Below are 21,852 nucleotides of genomic sequence, written 5' to 3'. Positions count from 1 at the left end.
CTCCGGCCCGCACCGCCCGCCGAAGTCCGGCCCGCGCTCCATAGCGCGGGCCGGATCTTGCATCCGGGCCGGAGCATCAGTCGGCGAGCGGGAGGTAGACCCGGTTGCCGTGGGCTGCGAACTCCTCGGACTTGGCCTTCATGCCCGCGAGAGCGGCTTCGTCGTAGTCGGGTTCGGCCGCGATGGCGCCGTACTTCTCGGTGATGGTTCGGCTGATCTTCATCGAGCAGAACTTCGGCCCGCACATCGAGCAGAAGTGGGCCGTCTTGGCCGGCTCGGCCGGGAGGGTCTCGTCATGGAACGCGCGGGCCGTGTCCGGGTCGAGGGCCAGATTGAACTGGTCCTCCCAGCGGAACTCGAAGCGGGCGTCGGACAGCGCGTCGTCCCAGTCCTGAGCGCCCGGGTGCCCCTTGGCGAGATCCGCGGCATGAGCGGCGATCTTGTAGGTGATGACACCCGTCTTGACGTCGTCGCGGTTGGGCAGGCCCAAGTGCTCCTTGGGTGTGACGTAGCAGAGCATGGCCGTGCCCCACCAGGCGATCATCGCGGCACCGATGCCGGAGGTGATGTGGTCGTACGCCGGGGCGATGTCCGTCGTCAGCGGCCCGAGCGTGTAGAACGGTGCCTCGTCGCAGATCTCCTGCTGAAGCTCGATGTTCTCCTTGATCTTGTGCATCGGCACATGGCCCGGGCCCTCGATCATCGTCTGTACGTCGAAGCGCCGGGCGATCCGGTTGAGTTCCCCCAGAGTGCGCAGTTCAGCGAACTGCGCCGCGTCGTTGGCGTCCGCGATCGAGCCCGGCCGCAGGCCGTCTCCCAGCGAGTACGTGACGTCGTAGGCCGCGAGAATCTCGCAGAGCTCCTCGAAGTTCTCGTACAGGAACGACTCCTTGTGGTGCGCCAGGCACCACGCGGCCATGATCGAGCCGCCCCGCGACACGATGCCGGTCGTGCGGTTCGCGGTCAGCGGCACGTACGGCAGCCGTACGCCCGCGTGCACCGTCATGTAGTCCACGCCTTGCTCGGCCTGCTCGATGACCGTGTCCTTGTAGATCTCCCAGGTCAGCTCCTCCGCTTTCCCGTCGACCTTCTCGAGGGCCTGGTACAGCGGCACCGTGCCGATCGGCACGGGGGAGTTGCGCAGCACCCACTCGCGCGTGGTGTGGATGTTGCGGCCTGTGGACAGATCCATGACCGTGTCCGCGCCCCAGTGGGTCGCCCAGGTCATCTTCTCGACCTCTTCCTCGATGGAAGACGTCACCGCGGAGTTGCCGATGTTGGCATTGACCTTCACCAGGAACCGCTTGCCGATGATCATCGGCTCGGTCTCCGGATGGTTGACGTTGGCGGGGAGAACCGCACGTCCCGCCGCGATCTCCTCACGGACGACCTCGGGCGACACGTTCTCCCGGATCGCCACGAACTCCATCTCGGGCGTGATCTCGCCACGTCGCGCATAGGCCAGTTGCGTGACCGCCGTGCCGGCCCGGCCGCGGCGGGGCTGACGCGGACGGCCCGGGAAGACCGCGTCGAGGTTGCGCAGCCCGCCCCGCGGCGCGGTGTGCTTGATCCCGTCGTCCTCGGGACGGACCGGGCGACCCGCGTACTCCTCGGTGTCGCCACGGCCGATGATCCAGTTCTCCCGCAGCGGCGCCAGCCCCCTGCGGACGTCCGTCTCCATGAGTGGATCGGTGTATGGGCCGGAGGTGTCGTACAGGGCGACCGACTGCCCATTGGTGAGGTGCACCTGACGGACCGGCACTTGAAGATCAGGGCGTGAACCCCCGACATACGCCTTGTGCCATCCGATGGACCTTCCGGCCTCCGGTGACGGTTCCCCCTGATCGGAGGCAGGCGTGTGTACGTCCTTGTTGGCCATAAGACCTACTCCCTACGCCGGCATTACCCGGTAACAGGTTCAGCGGTCGACGCAGCGGTTTCCGCCCGGCGATGTTCCACGTGAAACATCGCGTCAACGGAGGTCAGCGCCCTCTCAGCCCGGTGCTCCGAGCTCCCGCGTGTGCAAAGGTCCTCTCACGCTAGCGTCTAATTGCACGGGCTGCACAGTGCGCCTCACGCCTTCTTGCGATGATCGGTCGGTGACCACGATGCAGCATCCGCCCTCCTATCCGCCTCCCGGACCACCCCACAACCATGGCTCCGGCGAGACCCACGGCCATGGCCCCGGAGGCGGTCACGGCTCCGGCGAGGGACCCGGGGACGGTCATGGAGGTGGCCACGGACCTGGATCCGGCGACGGCCACGGCCATTCGCATGGGCACAGTCATGGGCCCGCGGCTCCCGTCTCCCGGCATCTGCGCAGGGTCATCGCCGCGATCCTCATTCCCTTCACCGCGGCGGTCATCGTGGGCCTGGTGGTGCTGTGGCCGGGCGGCGTGCCCTCGCACAAGCGCACCGGCGTCGGCTTCGACCGGCAGACCCAGCAGGCCACGGTGACCAGGGTCGTGGACGTGGACTGCAAGTCCGTGAACGCCTCGGGCGACACCCCGACCGGTGACACCTCCACCGCCGAGGGCTCCTCCGCGGTGCAGGAATCGAGCGACACCTGCAAGAAGGCAACGGTTCGCGTCGACACCGGCAATGACATCGGTCGTACCTTCACGGAGATCGTCCAGCCGGACCAGTCGCGCCAACTGCATGAGGGCGAGAAGGTCGTGGTGGCGTACGAACCATCCGCTCCGAAGGACCTGCAGTATTCGGTCACCGATGTGAACCGCAAGTTCCCCATGGCTCTGCTCGCGGGCATCTTCGCCGTCGCCGTGGTGGTCGTGGGCCGGTTGCGTGGTGTCATGGCGCTCATCGCGCTGGCCGTGAGCTTTATGTTCCTGAACCTCTTCGTCCTGCCGGCGATCCTTCAGGGGTCGAATCCGCTGCTCGTGGCCGTGGTCGGGGCGAGCGCCATCATGCTCGTCGCTCTGTATATGTGCCATGGACTCTCGGCCCGTACGTCCGTGGCGGTGCTCGGCACGCTGATCTCGCTGTCACTCATCGGCCTGCTGGGCTCGGAGTTCATCGACTGGGCCGCGCTGACCGGCAACACGGACGACAACACCGGTCTGATCCACGGCCTGTATCCGCACATCGACATGAGTGGTCTGCTGCTCGCCGGCGTCATCATCGGCTCACTCGGTGTCCTCGACGATGTGACCGTGACGCAGACGTCGGCCGTCTGGGAACTGCATGAGGCGAATCCGTCGATGGGCTGGCGTGGCCTGTACCGCGCGGGCATCCGCATCGGGCGCGACCACATCGCCTCGGTCGTCAACACGCTGGTCCTGGCGTACGCGGGCGCTGCCCTCCCGCTGCTGCTGCTCTTCTCGATCGCGCAGAGCAGTGTGGTGTCGGTCGCCAACAGCGAACTGGTCGCCGAGGAGATCGTGCGCACCCTTGTGGGCTCGATCGGACTGGTCGCCTCGGTACCGGTCACCACGGCCCTGGCCGCCCTTGTCGTCTCCGCCGACCGCCAGGAGGCCGTCGCACCGGCCATGGCAGCGGCTCGTGGCGGCAGGGGACGCCGCCGCAAGCGCTGAGTCCGCCCAAGCCGTGCGAGGGTCGCAGCGGTGTTGTCGCGTCCACGGCCCGTGCGGGCGACTCCGCGGCCCTGTCACTCCCGCCCCTCGCGAAGGGGCGCCAAGAGCCCGTCACGGCGCCGGGGAACCGTTACGGCACCTGCTGCGCCCCGCGTCCACGAGGAACCGTTACAGCGCCGCAGGCGGCTTCAACCCGCGCTCTGCTCCTCGGCCAGAATCCGGTCGAGAGCCTCGTCCAGATGCGCGTCGAAGTCGGCCAGCGAGCCTTCCTGCCCGAGCGGCACCAGCTTGTCGGTGCGATCGAGGAAGGCCACGAGCGGCACCGCGCCCGAGCGGAACACAGCCCGGTCCGTGCCCACTTGGAGCCGGATCAGCACATCGCCGAAGGTGTCCGGCTCGGCGGGGGCGATGTGCACATCTCCGTCGCCACACGGCCTGCCCACCCCGTCGACCAGCAACTCGCGTCCGAAGACCCACGTCACGGGCGCGTCGCCGGGCAAGTGGAAGGTAAGCCGTACGGCATACGGATCAGACGTCTCATAGGACAACTCCACCGGAATGCGGAAGGAGAGCTCCTCCGAGACGAGAAAGCTCATCATGACCTCTGCCTGTACCGACTCACGCATCGCCTACCCCGTCAATAGCCGTGGACTGGCCAGGAATGATCCCCCTGACACATGCAGGAAGTTTGCTGAACGTGTATGGCAGATCACAAGGAGTGAGTTTTCAGATGCTGATAGAGAAGGTCAGTCTCCCTGGAAGCCGTCCGATCTCGGCCTGCAACTGAAGTGCCGCCGGCAGCAACCGGTCGGCCTGGTGCGAGGGCAGGGAGATGGCAACAGCCGCCGCCGTCGTCCCGGCGGTGAGGGGAATCGCGGCGCAAGCCGTCCCGAGCGCGTACTCCTGGCGCTCGATGACGGGGTCCATCCGCCCCAGAAGTTCCAGTCTCCGCAGGAAAGTTCGCTCGTCGCGCACGGTGTAGCGGGTGATCGACTGCACGGGGTAGCGGTCGAGGTGGTCCCGCCGGGCCTCTTCGTCGAGCTGCGCGAGCAGGCACTGGCCGAGCGCATGGGCGTGGGCGGTCTCACGGAAGTCGGCCCACTCGGCGACGGCCGGACTGCCCGGGCTGTCGGCGACGCTGAGGACGTCGATCTCTCCGTCGCGATAGACCGCGTAGTAAACAGGAGCACCGATCGAATCACGCCATTGTGCGAGCGCGTCGTCCATGGCGCTGCGACGTTTCTGCTGGGCCGCACTGCCGCTCAGCCGCTCGGCGGCGTCACCGAGGAAGAACAGACCCTTGTCCCGGCGCAGATAGCCTTCGTGGGTCAGGGTGCGCAGCAGGTGGTAGGCCGTGGGGAGGGCCAGGCCGACCTCGCGGGCCAGCTGCTTGGCGGGGGCTCCGTGCTCACGGTCGGCGACGGCCTCCAGCAGCCGCATCGCCCGCTGCACCGAACCGATGAGAGTGGTGGACTGCGGTTGCACGGGCGGGAGACGCTCCTCCGCCGGTGATGCGCGCCGCTGCGCGGGCGGGGCGAGCGGCGCGGGTGAGTAGTCTGCGCGTGCGGTGCCAACCGTGGCCAAGGATCACTCCCGGAGCGCGAGGAGGGCCTCCCGTGCGGGGACACGGGAGGGGATGCGCCGCGCGCGGGGCCTGCCGCGCGTCGAACTCCGGACTCTAACGCTCCAACGGTGCCCTGGGACGGCCTCACCGAGGAAACTTCCCCCGCCCGAGCGAACCTCAGATTCCTGTTACCGGCCGTCTGTTCCGGTCTGCCCACCCCGGCACGTGTCCGGCGGCGATCCGTACCGTTGCCCGCCCCGCCCGCTCGGCATGCTCCGGTCTGCTCACCAGTCGCCGCGCGACGACGAGCCCGACAGGAACTTCCGCACGATGTAGATCAGGCCGCCGACCAGTGCGACGAAGAGCAGCACCTTGAACAGCAGCCCGATGACGAAGCCGATGACGGACGCGATCAGGCCGCCGAAGACAACCAGGGCGATGACCGGCACCGCGATCCACTTCACCCACCACGGCAAACCCGCGAAGATCTCTCGCATCGCCTTGTCCTTGTCTCTCCGCCCGTTGCCCCACGCACAGTTCGGGGGCCCTGCTTCCGGGATCCTTGTCCTGCTCTCGATGCTAGGGCCGCCGAGGGCCGGAGCGGAGGCCTGGTGTCCCCCGTCCTCCCCTGACCGTTCCCCTAGGGAACCCTGAGACCGGCCTCAGCTCTCGGGGGGAGAGAACTCCACCAGAACCCTCAGGTCCTCGGTGATGTGATGGAACTTGTGTGCGACGCCGGCGGGCACATAGACGACGCTGCCGCGTGCGACCGGCGTGGTCTCCATGCCCACGGTGATCGAGGCACGTCCGCTGACCACGAAGTACACCTCGTCCTGCTGATGCGGCTTCTGCGAGTCCAGGTCGCCCGCATCGAGTGCGTACAGGCCCACGGACATGTTCCGCTCCCGGAGGAACTGCAGATAGGCACCGTCGTTGGCAGCCCGCTCCGCCTCCAGTTCGTCCAGCCGGAATGCCTTCATCGCAGTTGACCGCCCTTGCTCGCTACTCGCCGGTGATCCCGTCTGCCACGATCAGACACATGAAGAATTTCGTAGTCAAGACGATCGCCAACGCCGGGGCCCTCGCCGTCGCCGTGTGGCTGCTCGACAAGATCACCCTGACCGGTAACAGCACCGGCAAGAAGATAGGCACGCTGATCGTGGTGGCGCTGATCTTCGGCCTGGTCAACTTCCTGGTCAAGCCGATCTTGAAGGTGCTGACCTTCCCGCTGTTCATCCTGACGCTCGGCCTGATCACCCTGGTGGTCAACGCCCTGATGCTGCTGCTTACCTCGTGGGTGGCGGGCAAGCTGGATCTGAGTTTCCATGTCGAGGGCTTCTGGACCGCCGTCCTCGGCGGCCTGATCATCTCGATCGTCTCCTGGGCGCTGCACGTGGTGCTGCCCGACAAGGACTGAGTGAACCTTATGACCTTTTCCGTCTGCTTTGTCTGTACCGGCAACATCTGCCGGTCGCCGATGGCCGAGTCCGTCTTCCGTGCGCGGGTGGAGGAGGCCGGTCTCGACGACCAGATCCAGGTCGACAGCGCCGGCACGGGCGGCTGGCATGAGGGGGACCCGGCCGATCCGCGGACGGTCGCCGTCCTGGAGGAACAAGGCTATGGCAGCGATCACATCGCCCGGCAGTTCCAGCCCTCCTGGTTCTCCCGTCTCGACCTCGTGATCGCCCTGGACACCGGCCACCTCAAGGCCCTGCGCCGTCTCGCGCCCACCCCGCAGGACGCCGCGAAGATCCGGCTGCTGCGCTCGTACGACCCGGCCGCCGACGACGACCTCGACGTACCGGATCCCTATTACGGGGGGATGGACGGATTCGAGGCGTGTCTTGAGATGGTGGAAGCGGCGAGCACCGGTCTGCTCGCCGCGGTACGCGAGAACTTGGAGGGACGGGCAGCATGACATCAGGGGATTTCGGCACATCCGGCGCGGGAATCGGTGACGGCACCCGCGCGGTACGGGCGGGACTGCCGGAGCCGGTCAAGTACGAGCCGACTCTGCCCGGGCCCGTCTTCGCGGCGCACTTCCACCTGCCCGGCGAGCCGACCGGCCCGTACACCTACGGACGTGACGAGAACCCCACGTGGACCCATCTGGAACGGGCCATCGGCGAGCTGGAGGCGCCCGGCGAGGACGGCGTCGAAACGCTCGCCTTCGCCTCCGGCATGGCGGCGATCTCGGCGGTCCTCTTCTCCCAGCTGCGCGCCGGCGACACCGTCGTGCTGCCGGCGGACGGCTACCAGGTGCTGCCGCTGGTGCGCGAGCAGCTGACCGCGTACGGCATCGAGGTGCGTACCGCACCGACCGGCGGCGATGCCCAGCTCGACGTCCTCGACGGCGCGAAACTGCTGTGGGTGGAGACCCCCTCGAACCCGGGGCTCGACGTCTGCGACGTGCGGCGCCTCGTGGCGGCGGCCCACGCGCAGGGGACGCTCGTCGCCGTCGACAACACCCTGGCGACACCCCTCGGCCAGCGCCCGCTGGAGCTGGGTGCCGACTTCTCCGTGGCCAGCGGCACCAAGATGCTCACCGGGCACGGGGACCTGCTGCTCGGGTACGTGGTGTCCCGGAACGCGGGGCTGATGGCCTCCGTGCGCCGCTGGCGCAAGATCGTCGGGGCGATCCCCGGTCCGATGGAGGCCTGGCTCGCCCACCGCTCGCTGGCCACCCTGCACCTGCGCGCCGACCGCCAGACCGCCAACGCGCTCGCGGTCGCCGAAGCACTGCGCGCCCGCGCCGAAGTGACCGGTCTGCGCTATCCGGGGCTGCCCGACGATCCGTCGCACAAGACCGCGGCGCAGCAGATGCGGCGTTTCGGGTGCGTGGTGTCGTTCTCGCTGCCCACACGGGCGCATGCCGATCGTTTTCTGGACGCACTGCGCCTCGTCGACGACGCGACGAGCTTCGGAGGCGTACGGTCGACCGCGGAGCAGCGTGGACGCTGGGGCGGTGACGCGGTGCCCGAGGGCTTCATCCGTCTCTCGGCCGGCGCCGAGGATCCTGAGGACCTGGTGGCCGATGTGCTGCGGGCGCTCGACGAGTCGGCGGGATGACCGGTTCCTGAGCGGCATCCACTGCTTCGGCTACGTACATACACGGAGGCGACGGGCCGCCCCCGAAACCTCGTATACGGACGACGGACGGTCCGAGCCTCCCCCCTCGTGGCTCGGACCGTCCCGGTTCTGCGCGCGAAGAACCGTGCGAACAAGGCTAGTTGACTCTGTGTCAGTGTCCAATCACAGTAGCGACAGAGACCTATCGACTTATTTATAGTTGGGCCCGGTCGCGGGTGTGGGGAGGCAAGGTAGCACCATGGATCTGGCCCTGCTGCGCACCTTCGTGACCGTGCACCGGGCCGGCTCGTTCACCCGTGCCGCAGCCCTGCTCGGCCTCTCCCAGCCGGCGGTCACGTCCCAGATCCGCACCCTGGAACGGCAGCTGGGGCGTCCTCTCTTCCTGCGCCAGGCCCGCGGTGTGACTCCCACGACCATCGGCGACGAACTCGCGCACAAGGCCGCGCCCCATCTCGACGCCCTGGTGGAGATCACCGAGACCGGACTCGACGAGCAGTCCTCACCGCGCACCCTCCATCTCGCCGGACCGCCCGAGTTCACCGCCGAGCGTGCCCTGCCCGCGCTCGCGGCACTGGCCGAGGACAGCCAGGGGATCGCCCTGCGCGCCACCTTCGGAAACGCGGACGAGACTCTCGAGGGTCTTGCCGCCGGACGCCACGATCTGGCCATCAGCACGGCCCGACCGCGCGGGGCCCTGCTCACGGCGACCCCGCTGTGCGACGAGGAGCACGTTCTGGTCGCGGCGCCGCGCTGGGCCTCCCGCACCGGCGGCCCCGGAACACCACGCCACACGGACGCACACGGGCTGGAGAACCTCCCGGTGGTCGAGGTGCACGAGTCACTGCCGTTCGTCTCCCGCTACTGGGCCTCCGTCTTCGACTCCCGCCCGACCGCCTCCGGCACAGTCATCGTCCCCGATCTGCGTGCGGTCCTCGCCTGCACCACCACGGGTGCCGGGCTCGCCGTGCTGCCGCGCTACCTCTGTGCCGCGGCGCTGGAGCGCGGTGATGTGGTGGCACTCCATGAGCCGGCCGTCCCTCCACTACGGACGTACTTCCTGGTCGTCCGCACGGGGACGCTGGCCATGCCGCACATCGCCCGAGCCCATGAGTGGCTGCTGCGGACGGCGGCCGACTGGGGATGAGGCCGACCAGGAGCGAAGGCGATACGAACCCTGCGAACGGAAGCGACGGGGCCGGCCCCTGGGCCAGATCCGCCAGGCGACGCCACCGTGTGTTCACATCTGGTTCCACCTCGTGTGGGCTCCACGATGTTTCACGTGGAACGGGTTGGGCCACATTCCACCCATGACCGTTCGCCCCGTGGTCAAACGCACCGCCCGCGCCATCCTGCTCGATGGCGACGACCTGATTCTCATCAAGCGCACCAAGCCCGGAGTCGATCCCTACTGGGTGACACCGGGCGGCGGGGTCGAGCCGTCGGACGCGACCGTCGTCGACGCGCTCCACCGCGAAGTACACGAGGAACTCGGCGCTAAGATCAGCGACGTGGTGCCCTGCTTCGTGGACACCGTCGAGCACATCGGCGAAGACGGCGGCGCGACCGGAGTCAAGGTCCAGCACTTCTTCGTCTGCCGCCTGGAGTCCATGGACGAGCGTCTGCGGCACGGACCCGAGATCGAGGAGCCCGCCGGCGAGTACGAGATCGTACGGGTGCCCTTCACCAGGGTCGGCATCGCGTCCGTCCATCTGGTGCCGCTGTCCCTGCGCCACTACCTCGACGGCAACATCGAGGGCGTACGTGCCATGCACGCACCCGACCTGGGCTGATCTCCGGACCGAGAACGGCACTCCCGTCCGGCACTCAGCGTTCGGCCACGGCCAGTTCGTCCACGGAGTCATGGCGGATGCGCTCGGACGGGATACCGATGTTCCGGAGCGCGTCCACACCACTGCGGATCATTCCGGGCGGGCCGGAGAGATAGGCGTCGTACTCGTGCCAGGGCCCGTACTCGCGAATGACGTCCGGTAGCTGGACATGCGCCAGTGCGTCGACGACCGGACGGACCGAGAGCCAGGGATGGCTCTGCTGCAACCGCAGCATGGTGTCGATGTCGTACAGGTCGTGGTCGGTGCGGGCACCGTAGAAGACCTCCACGGGGCGCCGATCGCCGTGCCCGGCGACATCCTCCACCAAGGCCTTGATGGGCGCGATGCCGGTGCCGCCACCGAGGCAGAGCAGTCCGTTGTCCTTGGTGTGGTCGACGGTCATCGTGCCCGCGGGCGGGCCGAGACGAATGACGTCACCGGGCCGGGCGCGGTGCACCAGCGCATTGGAGACCCAGCCCGCCGGGACCGCCTTCACATGGAACGAGAGCAGTCCGTCGGAGCGCGGCGCCGAGGCGAAGGAGTAGTGCCGCCATATCCGCGGCCACCACGGGGTCTCCACGCTCGTGTACTGCCCGGCCAGGAACGGGTAGGGCTGGTCGGGGCGCATCGTGATCACCGCGACGTCCGGGGTGCGGAGATCGTGTGACACGACCTCCGCGTGCCACCAGGCCGGGGCGCGCAACTCGTCCGCCGCCGCCGCGTCGATCATCACCTGGGAGATCGTCGTGTACGCCCGCACCCAGGCGGCCTCGCTCTCCCTGTCCCAGATCGCGGAGGCGTACTTGCTCAGCGCGCCGATGAGGCATTCGCCGACCGCCGGGTAGTGCTCGGGCCGCGTGCCGTACTTGCGGTGGCCGCGGCCCAGGTTCTGCAGATAGGCGACGAGGACCTCGGTGTTGTCGATGTGCTCGGCAGCGGTCAGCAGTGCTGTGAGCAGCCGGTCCCGCTGGGTGTCCATCGCGGCGGGGAACAGCGACCGCAGGTCGGGATAGCGCACGAAGAGAAGTGCGTAGAAGTACGAGGTGACCTTGTCCGCGATGGGCCCGATCTCCGACATGGTCCGCCGGATCAGCACGGCGTCCGGAGACGCCTGAGGCTCCGGGGCAGAGGGCTGGACGGGGGTGCGGGGCTCGGGGCGGATCCCTTGATGGGCGGGTTCCGGCTCGCTGTGCCGGTGCTCCGGGGTGCTCGCCGTCGGCTGTATTCGTCCCTGGTGGGTACCGTCGCCGACGGGCGAACGGCCGACGGGGCGCATCGCTGCGAGACGGCCGCCCTCCGGCGTCGGGGGCTCCCCGCCCGGAGGCATCGGGGGCTGGCTGTGGGGTGTGAACCAGCCGCCCCCGCCGCTGTCGCCGGAGGTGCCGTTGTCGGCCGACGCGGTGGTCGGAGCGTTCATGGTGTGCCTCGCCTCGAACATCTTCCGGTCGGTCTGCGCACTTCCCCGGTCGGAGGGTGTTTCCTTCCCCCCGCCGACAGCCCTGCTTTCCCCGTTCGGTCGCTTTGACGTCCAATGCGGCACAGTCAACCCGGAAACCGCTGCGTACGGACAAGTAAGGGGGGAGTGTGACATAGGCCGCAGTAACCTCACCGCAGCTTTCCACCCAGCCTTCGCGCCCGGTCGTTCAGCGGGAAATGCGGGTCTTGGATCTCTCCGTCTCGTTAGGCTGCATTGGCTTGCGTTCGCGCCCTGCGGAACGTGCGCACATCACACCGGAGGCGAACCGGACTCGACCATACCGGTCGCCGTGCCATGCACAAGTCCCCCCTCGGTCCGCCATGAAGTGTCGGTCGAGCGAACCGGAATCTGCGTCAATTACCGGGCACGGCATACTCATTCACCAGCATCCCGGAGATCCTGCTCGGCTCCTTGATGCGATGAAGTCTCGCCAAGTGCGAGAACGTCTGCGCTCTCCCTTTCTCACCGTCGCATGACTCATCCCCGTCGTCTGAGTCATGACGAGTCATCAGTCCATTACCGATCAGTCGTGATCAGGTCATTGCCGTTTCACGTGAAACATCTGATCCGGTCCTGTGCGCTCCGGCATGACATAGCTAAAAGCGTGTGCGTTCGACCGCAAAATGGTGGACGCCGGTGCCCCGAGTCGGACAGCCTGACCTGCGTGTCGACACCTCCCCTCGCCGCTCTGCCCATCCGCCGTCTGACGCCCCGCGATCTCATCGCCTGCGCCGACTTGTCCGAGGACCGGGGCTGGCCCCGCGAGGAACACAAGTGGGGGCTGCTCCTTGCCGCCAGCAGGGGGTACGGCATCGACGACCCCGCTGGCGGGCTCGTCAGCGCCTGTGTCGTGACCGAGTACGGGTCTCGCCACCGTCCGGACCTCTGCGCCATTGGTATGGTGCTCGTCGCCCAGCGCCACGCGCGCCAGGGCATCGGCCGTCGACTGATGCGGCACGTGGTGGCCGAGACGGACACGACCACCCCGCTGACGCTGTACGCGACTCCGTACGGTCGCCCCCTCTACGAGGAACTCGGCTTCAAGGTCACCGGCAGCTCCGAGATGGTGCGTGGCCCCTTCCGGGCCGGAGGCCCTCCGCCGACCGTCGCCACCCGTCCGGCCACTGGGGAAGACCTGGCCCATCTGGTCCGGCTCGATGAGGAAGTGTTCGGCGTCGACCGCACGCATGTGATCACACGGCTGCCGGCTTTCGCGGATCAGTTGCATGTCGCCGAGGAGGGCGGGCGGATCATCGGGTACGCGGCCCTCTGGCCCAACATGGACACCCATGTCGTGGGCCCTCTCATCGCCCGCGACACAGAGACGGCGAAGGCACTCGTCACATCGCTCGCCGCCTGCACCGACCGGCCGCTGCGCACCGACGTCGACGTACGCCACGAGGGCCTGCTCACCTGGCTGAAGGAGTGCGGGCTCACCTCCGTGAGCTTCAACGCGGTCATGACGTACGGCGTCCCGGACCTGCCCGGTGACTGGACGCGGCGCTTCGCTCCGGTGACGGTGGCCGCGGGCTGAGTCCGCAGTGATGCGAAACGCGTGCTTCCGGAGTCTCGGAGACACGCGTTCGCGTCAACGGCCGTGAGCGGCCCGCTCAGCGGTGCACGGCCAGGTGAGGTTCGCCGGAGACGGCACCCTCCGCCGCAGGCCCGCCAGGAGCCGTCTGCCGGCGCTCCAGCGCGGCCGAGAAGAACGCCAGCAGTAGAGCGGACCCGGCGAGCGCCGCGCCCACCCAGTTGGGAGCGGTGTACCCGAGGCCGGCGGCGATCACGATGCCGCCGAGCCAGGCGGACAGGGCGTTGCCGAGGTTGAAGGCGCCGATGTTCGCGGCCGAGGCGAGGGTCGGAGCTCCATGGGCGTGGTCCAGGACCCGCTTCTGCAGCGGAGGGACCGTCGCGAAGCCCAGGGCGCCGATCAGCACGATGGTGGGCGCGGCCAGGACCTTGCTGTGCGCGGTGAGGGTGAACAGCGCCAGCACGAGGGCCAGGCCGCCGAGCGACACGTACAGCATCGGCATCAGGGCACGGTCCGCGTACTTGCCGCCGATGAGGTTGCCGCCGACCATACCGAGGCCGAAGAGAACCAGCAGCCAGGTGACCGAGCCCTCCGCGAAGCCGGTGACGTGGGTCATCATCGGCGCGATGTAGGTGATGGCCGCGAAGACACCGCCGAAGCCGAGGACGGTCATCGCCATCGCCAGCAACACCTGCGCGTTCTTGAAGGCGGCCAGCTCATGGCGCAGGTGCACACCTGCCGGCTTGGGCATATCGGGTACGAGCTTCGCGACACCGAGCAGTCCGACCACGCCGAGCCCGGCGACGAGGCCGAAGGTGACCCGCCAGCCGACGGACTGACCGACGAACGTGCCGACGGGGACGCCGATGACATTGGCGACGGTCAGACCGCTGAACATCATGGATATGGCCCCGGCCTTCTTCTCCGGGGCGACCAGCTCGGCGGCGACCACCGAGCCGATGCCGAAGAACGCGCCGTGGGCCAGGGAGGCGACCACCCGGCCCGCCAGCATCAGACCGAAGGTCGGGGCCATCGCCGAGAGCAGGTTGCCGAGCCCGAACAGGCCCATCAGCAGCATCAGCATCCGCTTGCGGGAGACCTTGGTGCCGAGCGCGGTCATGATCGGGGCGCCGAACATCACGCCGAGGGCATAGCCGGTCACCAGCAGTCCGGCAGTGGGAATGGAGACTCCGAAGGAGCCCGCGACCTCGGGCAGCACGCCCATGATCACAAACTCCGTGGTTCCGATCCCGAAGGCCCCGATCGCGAGGGCCAGAAGCGCGAGAGGCATAGGGAAGACCTTCCAAGCGATTGCATGAGCGCCTTGCGTGCTCTCACAATAATTGCAGACGCTTGATATATGCAAACGCGGTCTATTGCGCACGTGGTCTATCCTGGGTGGATACCACCTCTGGGACGGGTGGATACGACCTCTGGGACGGAGGAAAGACGCCATGACAGCGACGGACCCTGCGCTCACCGCCCTTGCCCAGGGCTGGTGCGCCCTCTCCTTGCTGCACGGGAGGATCGAGGCCCGTATTGAGCGCGCCCTGCAGAGCAAGCACGGGCTCAGCGTGCGGGAGTACTCCCTACTGGACGTGCTCAGCCGCCAGCACGACGGCGAGGGGGGACATCTGCAGATGAAGCAGGTGGCCGACGCGGTGGTCCTCAGCCAGAGCGCGACGACCCGGCTCGTCACCAGGCTTGAGGACCGCGGCCTGCTGGAGCGCTACCTCTGTCCGACCGACCGTCGTGGCATCTACACCGACGTCACCGCCGCCGGCCTTCAACTGCTCGAGGCGGCCCGTCCCACCAATGACGCCGCTCTGCGGGAGGCTCTGGACGACGCGGCCGAGAACCCCGAGCTGGCGCCCCTGGTCCGCGCGGTCGAGTCATTGCACGTATCTGCGTAGGTTGCGCCAGCGCCCTGGACACGCGGCAGCCAGGGCACCTGCATAGGGTGCGAGCATGGGAGACCTTGAGATACGCCCCTGCGTCGCGGAAGACATTCCATCGGTCGTCGCCATGCTGGCCGACGACCCGCTCGGTGCTCAGCGCGAGTCGCCGGACGATCTGGCGCCGTATCTGAGCGCGCTGGAGCGGGTGAGCAGCGATCCGAACCAGCACCTTGTGGTCGGCGAACGGGACGGACGTGTCGTCGGCACCCTTCAGCTCACGATCATCCCCGGACTGTCCCGCAGGGGTGCGACCCGGTCGATCATCGAGGCCGTACGCATCCACTCCGACGAACGCGGCAGTGGACTCGGCACGCAGCTCATCGAGTGGGCGATCGACGAATCCCGGCGCCAGGGCTGTCAGTTGGTCCAGCTGACCTCCGATGCCACCCGCACCGACGCCCACCGCTTCTACAAGCGTCTGGGCTTCGAGGCCTCGCACATGGGCTTCAAGCTGGTGCTCTGACAGGGCCGTTCAGGACGCAGGGGCGCGTTTCACGTGAAACACACCCCTGCGGCGCCACAGCGGCGTCTAGCCGATGCCGTTCCACCCCTCCGGGTCCACGCCCCCGGGCACGGGAGCGCCCTCGTCGTATGGCTGGCGTGTGAACACGAACGAGCCGAGGTCCAAGTGGCTCACGGATCCGTCCGTTCGCCGTACTGGCCGCAGAACCTCTCCCGCGTAGTAGCCGTCAAGCCCGGTCCACGTCCCGTCACCGTTGGACCGCAACTGTGAGCGGCGGCCCACTCCGGACAGCGGTTCCAGCGCGACACCTCCGTCGGCCATGAGCCGCAAGATGAAACCCTGCGTTCCCCAGTACCACTGGCCCGTCAACTCCAGTACGGCCGGATCGACCTCCGGCAGCGGCCGCCATGGCTCGGGGATCCTGGGTTCCGCCTCGGCCACGATGCCGATCAGATCGGCGGCGACGGCGGTCACCTGCGGACCCGATGTGCAGTTGGCCAGCACCACGGCCGCCATGTCGTCCTCGACGCTGAAGGTGAGGTTGGCGAGGAACCCGGGCAGCGAGCCCGAGTGCCCCGCGAGAAGCCGGCCGTCCCGGTGCTGGAGCTGCACACCGAGGCCATAGCCGGTACCGGCCGCCAGGTCCGCGGTCTCGGCCGGAGCAGCGGGTGTCCGCATCTCCTGTACGGACTGCGCGCTCAGCACCCGGTCGTCGCCACGGGACAGGAAGACGGCGAAGCGGGCCAGATCGTCGGTGGTCGACCAGAGTTGGCCGGCCGGTGCCATCCGCCCGAGGTCCTCGGCGGGCTCGGGGAGCATTACGTCCGCCCAGGGGTGCACGGCCCATCCGCCCGCGTGCGGTGCCCGTGATCGGCCACTTGTCCGGCGCAGCCCCAGAGGTTCGAGCACCTCACGCCGCAGCACGTCCTCCCAGGCGGCTCCGCGCACCTCCTCGACCAGGGCGCCGAGCAGCGTGTAGCCGGGGTTGGAGTAGTGAAATCTACGGCCGACGGGATGCCTCAGCGGCTGCTCGCCCAGCACGTCCACGAGCTCGGGGCGCAGCGAACCGGGCGTGCGCTCCCACCACGGCGCGGGCGACTCGGCCGCCAGGCCTCCCGTATGGGCCAGCAGTTCGGCGATGGTCGCCTCCCCCGCGCCGGTGCCGGGCAGGTACTTCTCCAGCGGGTCGCCGAGATCCACGAGGCCCTCGTCACGGAGCCGCAGCACAAGGACCGCGGTGAAGGTCTTGGTGATGGATCCGATCCGGTACTGCACGTTCTCGTCCGGGGCGTGGCCGTCCACGGAGGTGCGCGCGCCGTGCCACACCGCCTGCCCGTCCCGGACGACCGCGGCGACCAGCGACGGCGCCCGTCCCTCGGACTGCGCGACCGCGATGCGGTGCGACAGGGCCCGGCGCGTGGCAGGAAGCAGCTCTGCTTGAGATGTCGTCATGGCTACAGTCCACCTGGCCCGGGATTCCGCGTCGAGTGCATATGTGCGGCAGCACCGACGACGGAGAGCGGATCAGGTCTGCGCCATGTCCACAAAACGGGAGTAATGCCCCTGGAAGGCCACGGTGATGGTCGCCGTGGGGCCGTTACGGTGCTTGCCGACGATGATGTCCGCCTCGCCGGCGCGCGGTGACTCCTTCTCGTACGCGTCCTCGCGATGCAAGAGGATCACCATGTCAGCGTCCTGCTCGATCGACCCGGACTCACGCAGGTCCGACACCATGGGCTTCTTGTCCGTCCGCTGCTCGGGGCCACGGTTGAGCTGCGAGAGCGCGATGACAGGCAGCTCCAGCTCCTTGGCGAGCAGTTTCAGGTTTCGCGACATCTCCGAGACCTCCTGCTGCCGGCTCTCGGACCGCTTGGAGCCGGACTGCATGAGCTGCAGATAGTCGATCACGACCAGCTTCAGGTCGTTCCGCTGTTTGAGGCGGCGGCACTTGGCGCGGATCTCCATCATCGACAGGTTCGGCGAGTCGTCGATGTACAGGGGAGCGGCCGAGACGTCCGGCATACGCCGTGCGAGACGGGTCCAGTCCTCGTCCGTCATCGTGCCGGACCGCATGTGGTGCAGGGCCACACGAGCCTCGGCGGACAGCAGACGCATCGCGATCTCGTTGCGGCCCATTTCGAGCGAGAAGATCACGCTGGGCAGGTTGTGCTTGATGGACGCCGCCCGCGCGAAGTCCAGCGCCAGCGTCGACTTACCCATGGCGGGACGGGCGGCGATGATGATCATCTGACCGGGATGCAGACCGTTGGTGAGCTGATCGAGATCGGTGAAGCCGGTCGGCACGCCGGTCATCTCCCCCGATCGGGAGCCGATCGCCTCGATCTCGTCGAGCGCGCCCTCCATGATCTCGCTGAGGGGCAGATAGTCCTCGGCCGTGCGCTGCTCGGTGACCGCGAAGATCTCGGCCTGGGCGCTGTTGACGATCTCGTCGATGTCGCCGTCGGCCGCGTATCCCATCTGGGTGATCCGCGTGCCGGCCTCGACCAGGCGGCGCAGGACCGCGCGCTCGTGCACGATCTGCGCGTAGTACTCGGCGTTCGCCGCGGTGGGCACCGTCTGCACCAGGGTGTGCAGATAGGAGGCGCCGCCGACCTTGGTGATCTCACCGCGTTTGGTCAGCTCGGCGGCGACCGTGATGGGGTCGGCCGGCTCGCCCTTGGCGTACAGGTCGAGGATCGCCTGATAGATCGTCTCGTGCGCGGGCCGGTAGAAGTCATGGCCCTTGAGGAGCTCGACGACGTCCGCGATCGCGTCCTTGGACAGAAGCATGCCGCCGAGGACGGACTGCTCGGCGTCCAGGTCCTGCGGAGGCACGCGTTCGAAGGAGGAGCCGCCACCGTCCCACGCACCGCTGTCCGGCCCGCGTTCGTGCTGCTCGTCGCGACCGGGGCCGCCGTCTCGGCCGCGGCGGGAGGCGGGGACACGATCGCCGATACCGCTGTCGGCCCAGGGGTCGTCCAAGGGCTCGGAAATGCTCACGAGCCGCCTCCTCCCGTCCGCCCCGCGGACCTCGCCGTGCCTCTCTTTTCTAGGGCACGGCACTGACAAATCGAGAGGCCCGGCTCCGTTCAGACGCGTCGGTTTTGCACGTTTTCCGAGGCCGGAGGAGAGAGCGGGCGCCGGACCACGGTAGGCCCGTCGGCACCTTCAGCCAATCTGGTTATCCACAGGCCATGTGGACGAGCGCCCGGATGCTGTGGAGAACTCCGCAAAACCTGTGCACAACCCGGTGGACAAGCCTGTGAACAAGCACTCGGGTGCTTCGCTCAAACGCCTCTGACCTGCGTCTTTCCCGTCCACCGGCTGTGTAGAAGAAAAACTTCCCCAGCAGGGTCAAGATCCCCGCGAACGGTACACAGCGCCGTGTCCCACCGTAACCAAAGTAAGGGGCGCAATTGCTTTGTATCTCTTACCTGTGGACGACTAGATTGGTGGCCATGACACAGGCTCCCGCAGCATCCCGCGCCGTCCGACGCCGACCCGACCGGGAGATCCTCGGACTGGCTGTTCCGGCCTTCGGCGCACTGGTCGCGGAGCCCCTTTTCGTGATGGCCGACAGCGCCATCGTCGGTCATCTCGGTACCGCCCAACTGGCCGGCCTCGGCATCGCCTCCGCCCTTCTGACCACCGCGGTGAGCGTGTTCGTCTTCCTCGCGTACGCCACCACGGCCGCCGTCGCCCGCCGGGTCGGCGCGGGAGACCTGCGGGCAGCCATCCGCCAGGGCGTGGACGGCATCTGGCTGGCGCTGCTGCTGGGGGCGGCCCTCATCGTCGTCGTTCTGCCCACGGTCCCCGGAATCGTGGACCTCTTCGGCGCCTCGCAGACCGCCGCTCCCTACGCGACGACCTATCTGCGGATATCCGCCCTGGGCATCCCGGCGATGCTCATCGTGCTCGCGGCGACCGGTGTCCTGCGCGGACTCCAGGACACCAGGACACCGCTGTACGTCGCCGTCGCGGGCTTCGTCGCGAATGCCGCCCTCAACGCGGGGCTCGTCTATGGCGCCGACCTGGGGATCGCGGGCTCGGCCTGGGGCACCGTCATCGCCCAGTGCGGCATGGCTGCCGTGTATCTGCGTGTCGTCGTCCGGGGCGCTCGTCGCCACGGCGCCTCGCTGCGACCGGACTCGGCCGGGATACGTGCGAGTGCGCAGGCGGGTGTTCCCCTGTTGGTCCGTACGCTCTCGCTGCGGGCCGTCTTGATGATCGCCACTGCTGTCGCCGCCCGGCTCGGGGACGCCGACATAGCCGCGCACCAGATCATCCTGTCGCTGTGGAGTCTGCTCGCCTTCGCCCTCGATGCGATCGCCATCGCCGGGCAGGCCATCATCGGGCGCTACCTCGGCGCGAACGATCCGCAGGGAGCCCATGAAGCGTGTCGGCGCATGGTGCAGTGGGGTCTCGTCGTCGGGGTGGTGCTGGGACTGCTGGTCCTTGCCACCCGTCCGCTCTTCCTGCCTCTTTTCACCAGTGACGCGGGCGTCCATCGTGCGGCCCTGCCCGCTCTGGTACTCGTGGCTGTCTCACAGCCCATCTGCGGCGTCGTCTTCGTACTGGACGGCGTACTGATGGGAGCGGGCGACGGGCCCTATCTCGCCTGGGCGATGTTGCTGACGCTGGCGGTCTTCGCTCCCGTGGCTCTCTTCGTCCCGGTCCTCGGCGGGGGACTCACCGCCCTGTGGGCGGCGATGACGCTGATGATGACCGTGCGGCTGCTCACCCTGTGGCTGCGCTCCCGCTCGGGCCGCTGGATCGTGACGGGTGCGACCCGCTGACGCCGGCCGAGCCGACCACCGTGGCTTGATCCGTTTCACGTGAAACACACCGCCGTGGGCACCGCCCCGCACGCGTGTTGCATTGCCTCAAGAGCCATGAAGAAGGGCCGCACCCCGGGGGGTACGGCCCTTCTCTCAGCTGTGCCGAGTACGGCGTCAGGCCGAGATGACCTCGATGTTGACCTTGGCGGCAACCTCGGGGTGCAGACGCACGGACGTCTCGTGAGAGCCCAGCGTCTTGATCGGCGAGCCCAGCTCGATGCGGCGCTTGTCGACCTCGGGGCCACCGGAGGCCTTGATCGCCGAGGCGATGTCGGCCGGAGTGACGGAACCGAACAGTCGGCCGGAGTCGCCGGAGCGGACGGCCAGGCGGACCTTCACACCCTCGAGCTGAGACTTGACCTGGTTGGCCTGCTCGATGGTCTGGATCTCGTGGATCTTGCGAGCACGACGGATCTGCTCGACGTCCTTCTCGCCACCCTTGGTCCAGCGGATCGCGAACTTCCGCGGGATCAGGTAGTTGCGAGCGTAACCGTCCTTGACGTCGACGACTTCGCCCGCGACACCGAGGCCGGAGACCTCGTGGGTCAGGATGATCTTCATTGGTCGGTCACCCTTCCCTTAGCGCGCGGTGGACGTGTAGGGCAGCAGCGCCATCTCACGGCTGTTCTTGACGGCCGTGGCGACGTCACGCTGGTGCTGCGTGCAGTTGCCGGTCACGCGGCGGGCACGGATCTTGCCGCGGTCGGAAATGAACTTCCGCAGCATGTTCGTGTCCTTGTAGTCCACGTACGTGACCTTGTCCTTGCAGAAAGCGCAGACCTTCTTCTTCGGCTTGCGCACAGGCGGCTTCGCCATGGTGTTTCTCCTGTGTGATCAAGAAGTGTGGGGTACGGCCCACCCTCGACCGGTCCAGGTCCGGGGACCCGGAACCAAGGCCTAGAAGGGGGGCTCGTCTGAGTAGCCGCCACCGCCGCCAGAGCCGCCGGAGCCGCCGCCCCAGCCGCCACCGCCCTGGCCACCGGCAGGAGCGCCGGTCGCCCACGGGTCGTCGGCCGGAGCGCCGCCCTGCTGACCGCCGCCGGGGCCGCCGCCCCAGCCGCCGCCACCCTGGCCGCCACCGCCGCCGTAACCACCCTGGCCACCCTGGCCACCGCGGCCGGCGGCGGTCTTGGTGACCTTGGCCGTCGCGTTGCGCAGGCTCGCGCCGACCTCGTCGACGTCCAGCTCGTAGACCGTGCGCTTGACGCCCTCACGGTCCTCGTAGGACCGCTGCTTCAGCCGGCCCTGCACGATGACGCGCATGCCTCGCTGGAGCGACTCGGCGACGTTCTCCGCCGCCTGACGCCAGACCGAGCAGGTCAGGAACAGGCTCTCGCCGTCCTTCCACTCGTTCGTCTGGCGGTCGAAGGTGCGGGGAGTGGACGCGACGCGGAACTTCGCGACCGCCGCACCGGACGGGGTGAAGCGCAGCTCGGGGTCATCGACAAGGTTGCCGACGACCGTGATGACGGTCTCGCCTGCCATTGGGGGAACCTCTCGGCGGGTTTGCTGCTGGCTGCTTGTGCTGCTACTCGAATCCCGGGATCAGCT

The 21,852-nt window shown here is 68.2% G+C and carries 22 protein-coding genes; 10 read left to right on the top strand and 12 right to left on the bottom strand.

All coding sequences use genetic code 11. The features are described 5' to 3' along the window. Nucleotides 1–76: 76 nt before the first annotated feature. A complete protein-coding gene (thiC, locus tag ACQEXA_RS28975; RefSeq protein WP_432930027.1) occupies nucleotides 77–1,879 on the bottom strand; it encodes a phosphomethylpyrimidine synthase ThiC in 1,803 nt (600 codons plus the stop codon). Between the two features lie 229 nt (nucleotides 1,880–2,108). Here thiC and ACQEXA_RS28970 point away from each other — a divergent pair, with 229 nt between their 5' ends. Further along, nucleotides 2,109–3,551, top strand: coding sequence for a YibE/F family protein (locus ACQEXA_RS28970; RefSeq protein ID WP_432939337.1), 1,443 nt, complete (start codon nucleotides 2,109–2,111; stop codon nucleotides 3,549–3,551). A gap of 188 nt (nucleotides 3,552–3,739) precedes the next feature. Here ACQEXA_RS28970 and ACQEXA_RS28965 read toward each other — a convergent pair whose 3' ends face one another. The 4 genes from ACQEXA_RS28965 to ACQEXA_RS28950 all read right to left on the bottom strand — a co-directional run bounded on the left by ACQEXA_RS28965 (nucleotide 3,740) and on the right by ACQEXA_RS28950 (nucleotide 6,095). Then, entirely contained in the window at nucleotides 3,740–4,177 is a 438-nt protein-coding gene (locus ACQEXA_RS28965; protein ID WP_432930029.1) for an SsgA family sporulation/cell division regulator, read from the bottom strand. A 100-nt stretch (nucleotides 4,178–4,277) separates the two neighbouring features. Continuing rightward, entirely contained in the window at nucleotides 4,278–5,135 is an 858-nt protein-coding gene (locus ACQEXA_RS28960) for an IclR family transcriptional regulator (protein ID WP_432930030.1), read from the bottom strand. A 264-nt stretch (nucleotides 5,136–5,399) separates the two neighbouring features. After that, nucleotides 5,400–5,612 (bottom strand): DUF5326 family protein, encoded by a 213-nt coding sequence (locus ACQEXA_RS28955; protein WP_359390620.1) that lies wholly within the window; start codon nucleotides 5,610–5,612, stop codon nucleotides 5,400–5,402. A gap of 165 nt (nucleotides 5,613–5,777) precedes the next feature. After that, nucleotides 5,778–6,095 (bottom strand): cupin domain-containing protein, encoded by a 318-nt coding sequence (locus ACQEXA_RS28950; protein WP_433131520.1) that lies wholly within the window; start codon nucleotides 6,093–6,095, stop codon nucleotides 5,778–5,780. A 59-nt stretch (nucleotides 6,096–6,154) separates the two neighbouring features. Between ACQEXA_RS28950 and ACQEXA_RS28945 the strand changes: the two genes are divergently transcribed. From ACQEXA_RS28945 to ACQEXA_RS28925, 5 genes are all read left to right on the top strand, one after another. Continuing rightward, the gene (locus ACQEXA_RS28945; RefSeq protein WP_359390615.1) at nucleotides 6,155–6,532 is read left to right on the top strand and encodes a phage holin family protein; all 378 of its coding nucleotides are present in this window, start codon (nucleotides 6,155–6,157) and stop codon (nucleotides 6,530–6,532) included. A gap of 9 nt (nucleotides 6,533–6,541) precedes the next feature. Beyond that, nucleotides 6,542–7,033, top strand: coding sequence for a low molecular weight protein-tyrosine-phosphatase (locus ACQEXA_RS28940; protein ID WP_432930035.1), 492 nt, complete (start codon nucleotides 6,542–6,544; stop codon nucleotides 7,031–7,033). Further along, the gene (locus ACQEXA_RS28935) at nucleotides 7,030–8,184 is read left to right on the top strand and encodes a cystathionine gamma-lyase (RefSeq protein WP_433131518.1); all 1,155 of its coding nucleotides are present in this window, start codon (nucleotides 7,030–7,032) and stop codon (nucleotides 8,182–8,184) included. Before ACQEXA_RS28940 ends, ACQEXA_RS28935 begins: the two co-directional genes overlap by 4 nt. Before the next feature lie 259 nt (nucleotides 8,185–8,443). Then, a complete protein-coding gene (locus ACQEXA_RS28930) occupies nucleotides 8,444–9,349 on the top strand; it encodes a LysR family transcriptional regulator (protein WP_432930039.1) in 906 nt (301 codons plus the stop codon). Between the two features lie 163 nt (nucleotides 9,350–9,512). Beyond that, nucleotides 9,513–9,995: an NUDIX domain-containing protein gene (locus ACQEXA_RS28925; RefSeq protein ID WP_432930040.1), complete on the top strand. Its 483-nt coding sequence runs from the start codon at nucleotides 9,513–9,515 to the stop codon at nucleotides 9,993–9,995. Nucleotides 9,996–10,029: 34 nt separating this feature from the next. Here ACQEXA_RS28925 and ACQEXA_RS28920 read toward each other — a convergent pair whose 3' ends face one another. Next, complete coding sequence (locus ACQEXA_RS28920) at nucleotides 10,030–11,472, bottom strand: globin domain-containing protein (protein ID WP_432930042.1); 1,443 nt, start codon at nucleotides 11,470–11,472, stop codon at nucleotides 10,030–10,032. A gap of 703 nt (nucleotides 11,473–12,175) precedes the next feature. On the opposite strand from ACQEXA_RS28920, the gene ACQEXA_RS28915 reads away from it, so the two are divergent. Continuing rightward, nucleotides 12,176–13,045: a GNAT family N-acetyltransferase gene (locus ACQEXA_RS28915; protein WP_433131516.1), complete on the top strand. Its 870-nt coding sequence runs from the start codon at nucleotides 12,176–12,178 to the stop codon at nucleotides 13,043–13,045. A gap of 76 nt (nucleotides 13,046–13,121) precedes the next feature. Here the strand turns inward: ACQEXA_RS28915 and ACQEXA_RS28910 are convergent, their stop codons facing one another. Beyond that, nucleotides 13,122–14,333, bottom strand: a complete 1,212-nt coding sequence (locus ACQEXA_RS28910) for an MFS transporter (protein ID WP_432930046.1) — start codon at nucleotides 14,331–14,333, stop codon at nucleotides 13,122–13,124. 163 nt (nucleotides 14,334–14,496) lie between these two features. Here ACQEXA_RS28910 and ACQEXA_RS28905 point away from each other — a divergent pair, with 163 nt between their 5' ends. Then, nucleotides 14,497–14,955: a MarR family winged helix-turn-helix transcriptional regulator gene (locus ACQEXA_RS28905; protein ID WP_432930048.1), complete on the top strand. Its 459-nt coding sequence runs from the start codon at nucleotides 14,497–14,499 to the stop codon at nucleotides 14,953–14,955. A 55-nt stretch (nucleotides 14,956–15,010) separates the two neighbouring features. After that, nucleotides 15,011–15,463 (top strand): N-acetyltransferase family protein, encoded by a 453-nt coding sequence (locus ACQEXA_RS28900; protein WP_432930050.1) that lies wholly within the window; start codon nucleotides 15,011–15,013, stop codon nucleotides 15,461–15,463. Between the two features lie 66 nt (nucleotides 15,464–15,529). Here ACQEXA_RS28900 and ACQEXA_RS28895 read toward each other — a convergent pair whose 3' ends face one another. Then, entirely contained in the window at nucleotides 15,530–16,915 is a 1,386-nt protein-coding gene (locus ACQEXA_RS28895) for a serine hydrolase domain-containing protein (protein ID WP_432930052.1), read from the bottom strand. 72 nt (nucleotides 16,916–16,987) lie between these two features. Then, entirely contained in the window at nucleotides 16,988–18,463 is a 1,476-nt protein-coding gene (gene dnaB, locus ACQEXA_RS28890; protein ID WP_432930075.1) for a replicative DNA helicase, read from the bottom strand. 458 nt (nucleotides 18,464–18,921) lie between these two features. Here dnaB and ACQEXA_RS28885 point away from each other — a divergent pair, with 458 nt between their 5' ends. Further along, nucleotides 18,922–20,259 carry an MATE family efflux transporter gene (locus ACQEXA_RS28885; RefSeq protein ID WP_433131514.1) on the top strand — a complete coding sequence of 446 codons (1,338 nt, stop codon included), beginning with the start codon at nucleotides 18,922–18,924 and terminating at the stop codon, nucleotides 20,257–20,259. A 156-nt stretch (nucleotides 20,260–20,415) separates the two neighbouring features. Here the strand turns inward: ACQEXA_RS28885 and rplI are convergent, their stop codons facing one another. From rplI to ACQEXA_RS28870, 3 genes are all read right to left on the bottom strand, one after another. Next, a complete protein-coding gene (gene rplI / locus ACQEXA_RS28880) occupies nucleotides 20,416–20,862 on the bottom strand; it encodes a 50S ribosomal protein L9 (RefSeq protein WP_433131512.1) in 447 nt (148 codons plus the stop codon). Between the two features lie 18 nt (nucleotides 20,863–20,880). Beyond that, nucleotides 20,881–21,117, bottom strand: a complete 237-nt coding sequence (gene rpsR / locus ACQEXA_RS28875) for a 30S ribosomal protein S18 (RefSeq protein WP_003949403.1) — start codon at nucleotides 21,115–21,117, stop codon at nucleotides 20,881–20,883. An 81-nt stretch (nucleotides 21,118–21,198) separates the two neighbouring features. Next, nucleotides 21,199–21,786 carry a single-stranded DNA-binding protein gene (locus ACQEXA_RS28870; RefSeq protein WP_402422864.1) on the bottom strand — a complete coding sequence of 196 codons (588 nt, stop codon included), beginning with the start codon at nucleotides 21,784–21,786 and terminating at the stop codon, nucleotides 21,199–21,201. Nucleotides 21,787–21,852 lie beyond the last annotated feature (66 nt).

The organism is Streptomyces sp. CA-106110 (assembly GCF_050936285.1).
Lineage (GTDB): Bacteria > Actinomycetota > Actinomycetes > Streptomycetales > Streptomycetaceae > Streptomyces.
The sequence above is the reverse complement of the archived record's forward strand: the minus strand, read 5'-3'. Positions and strand labels throughout refer to the sequence as shown.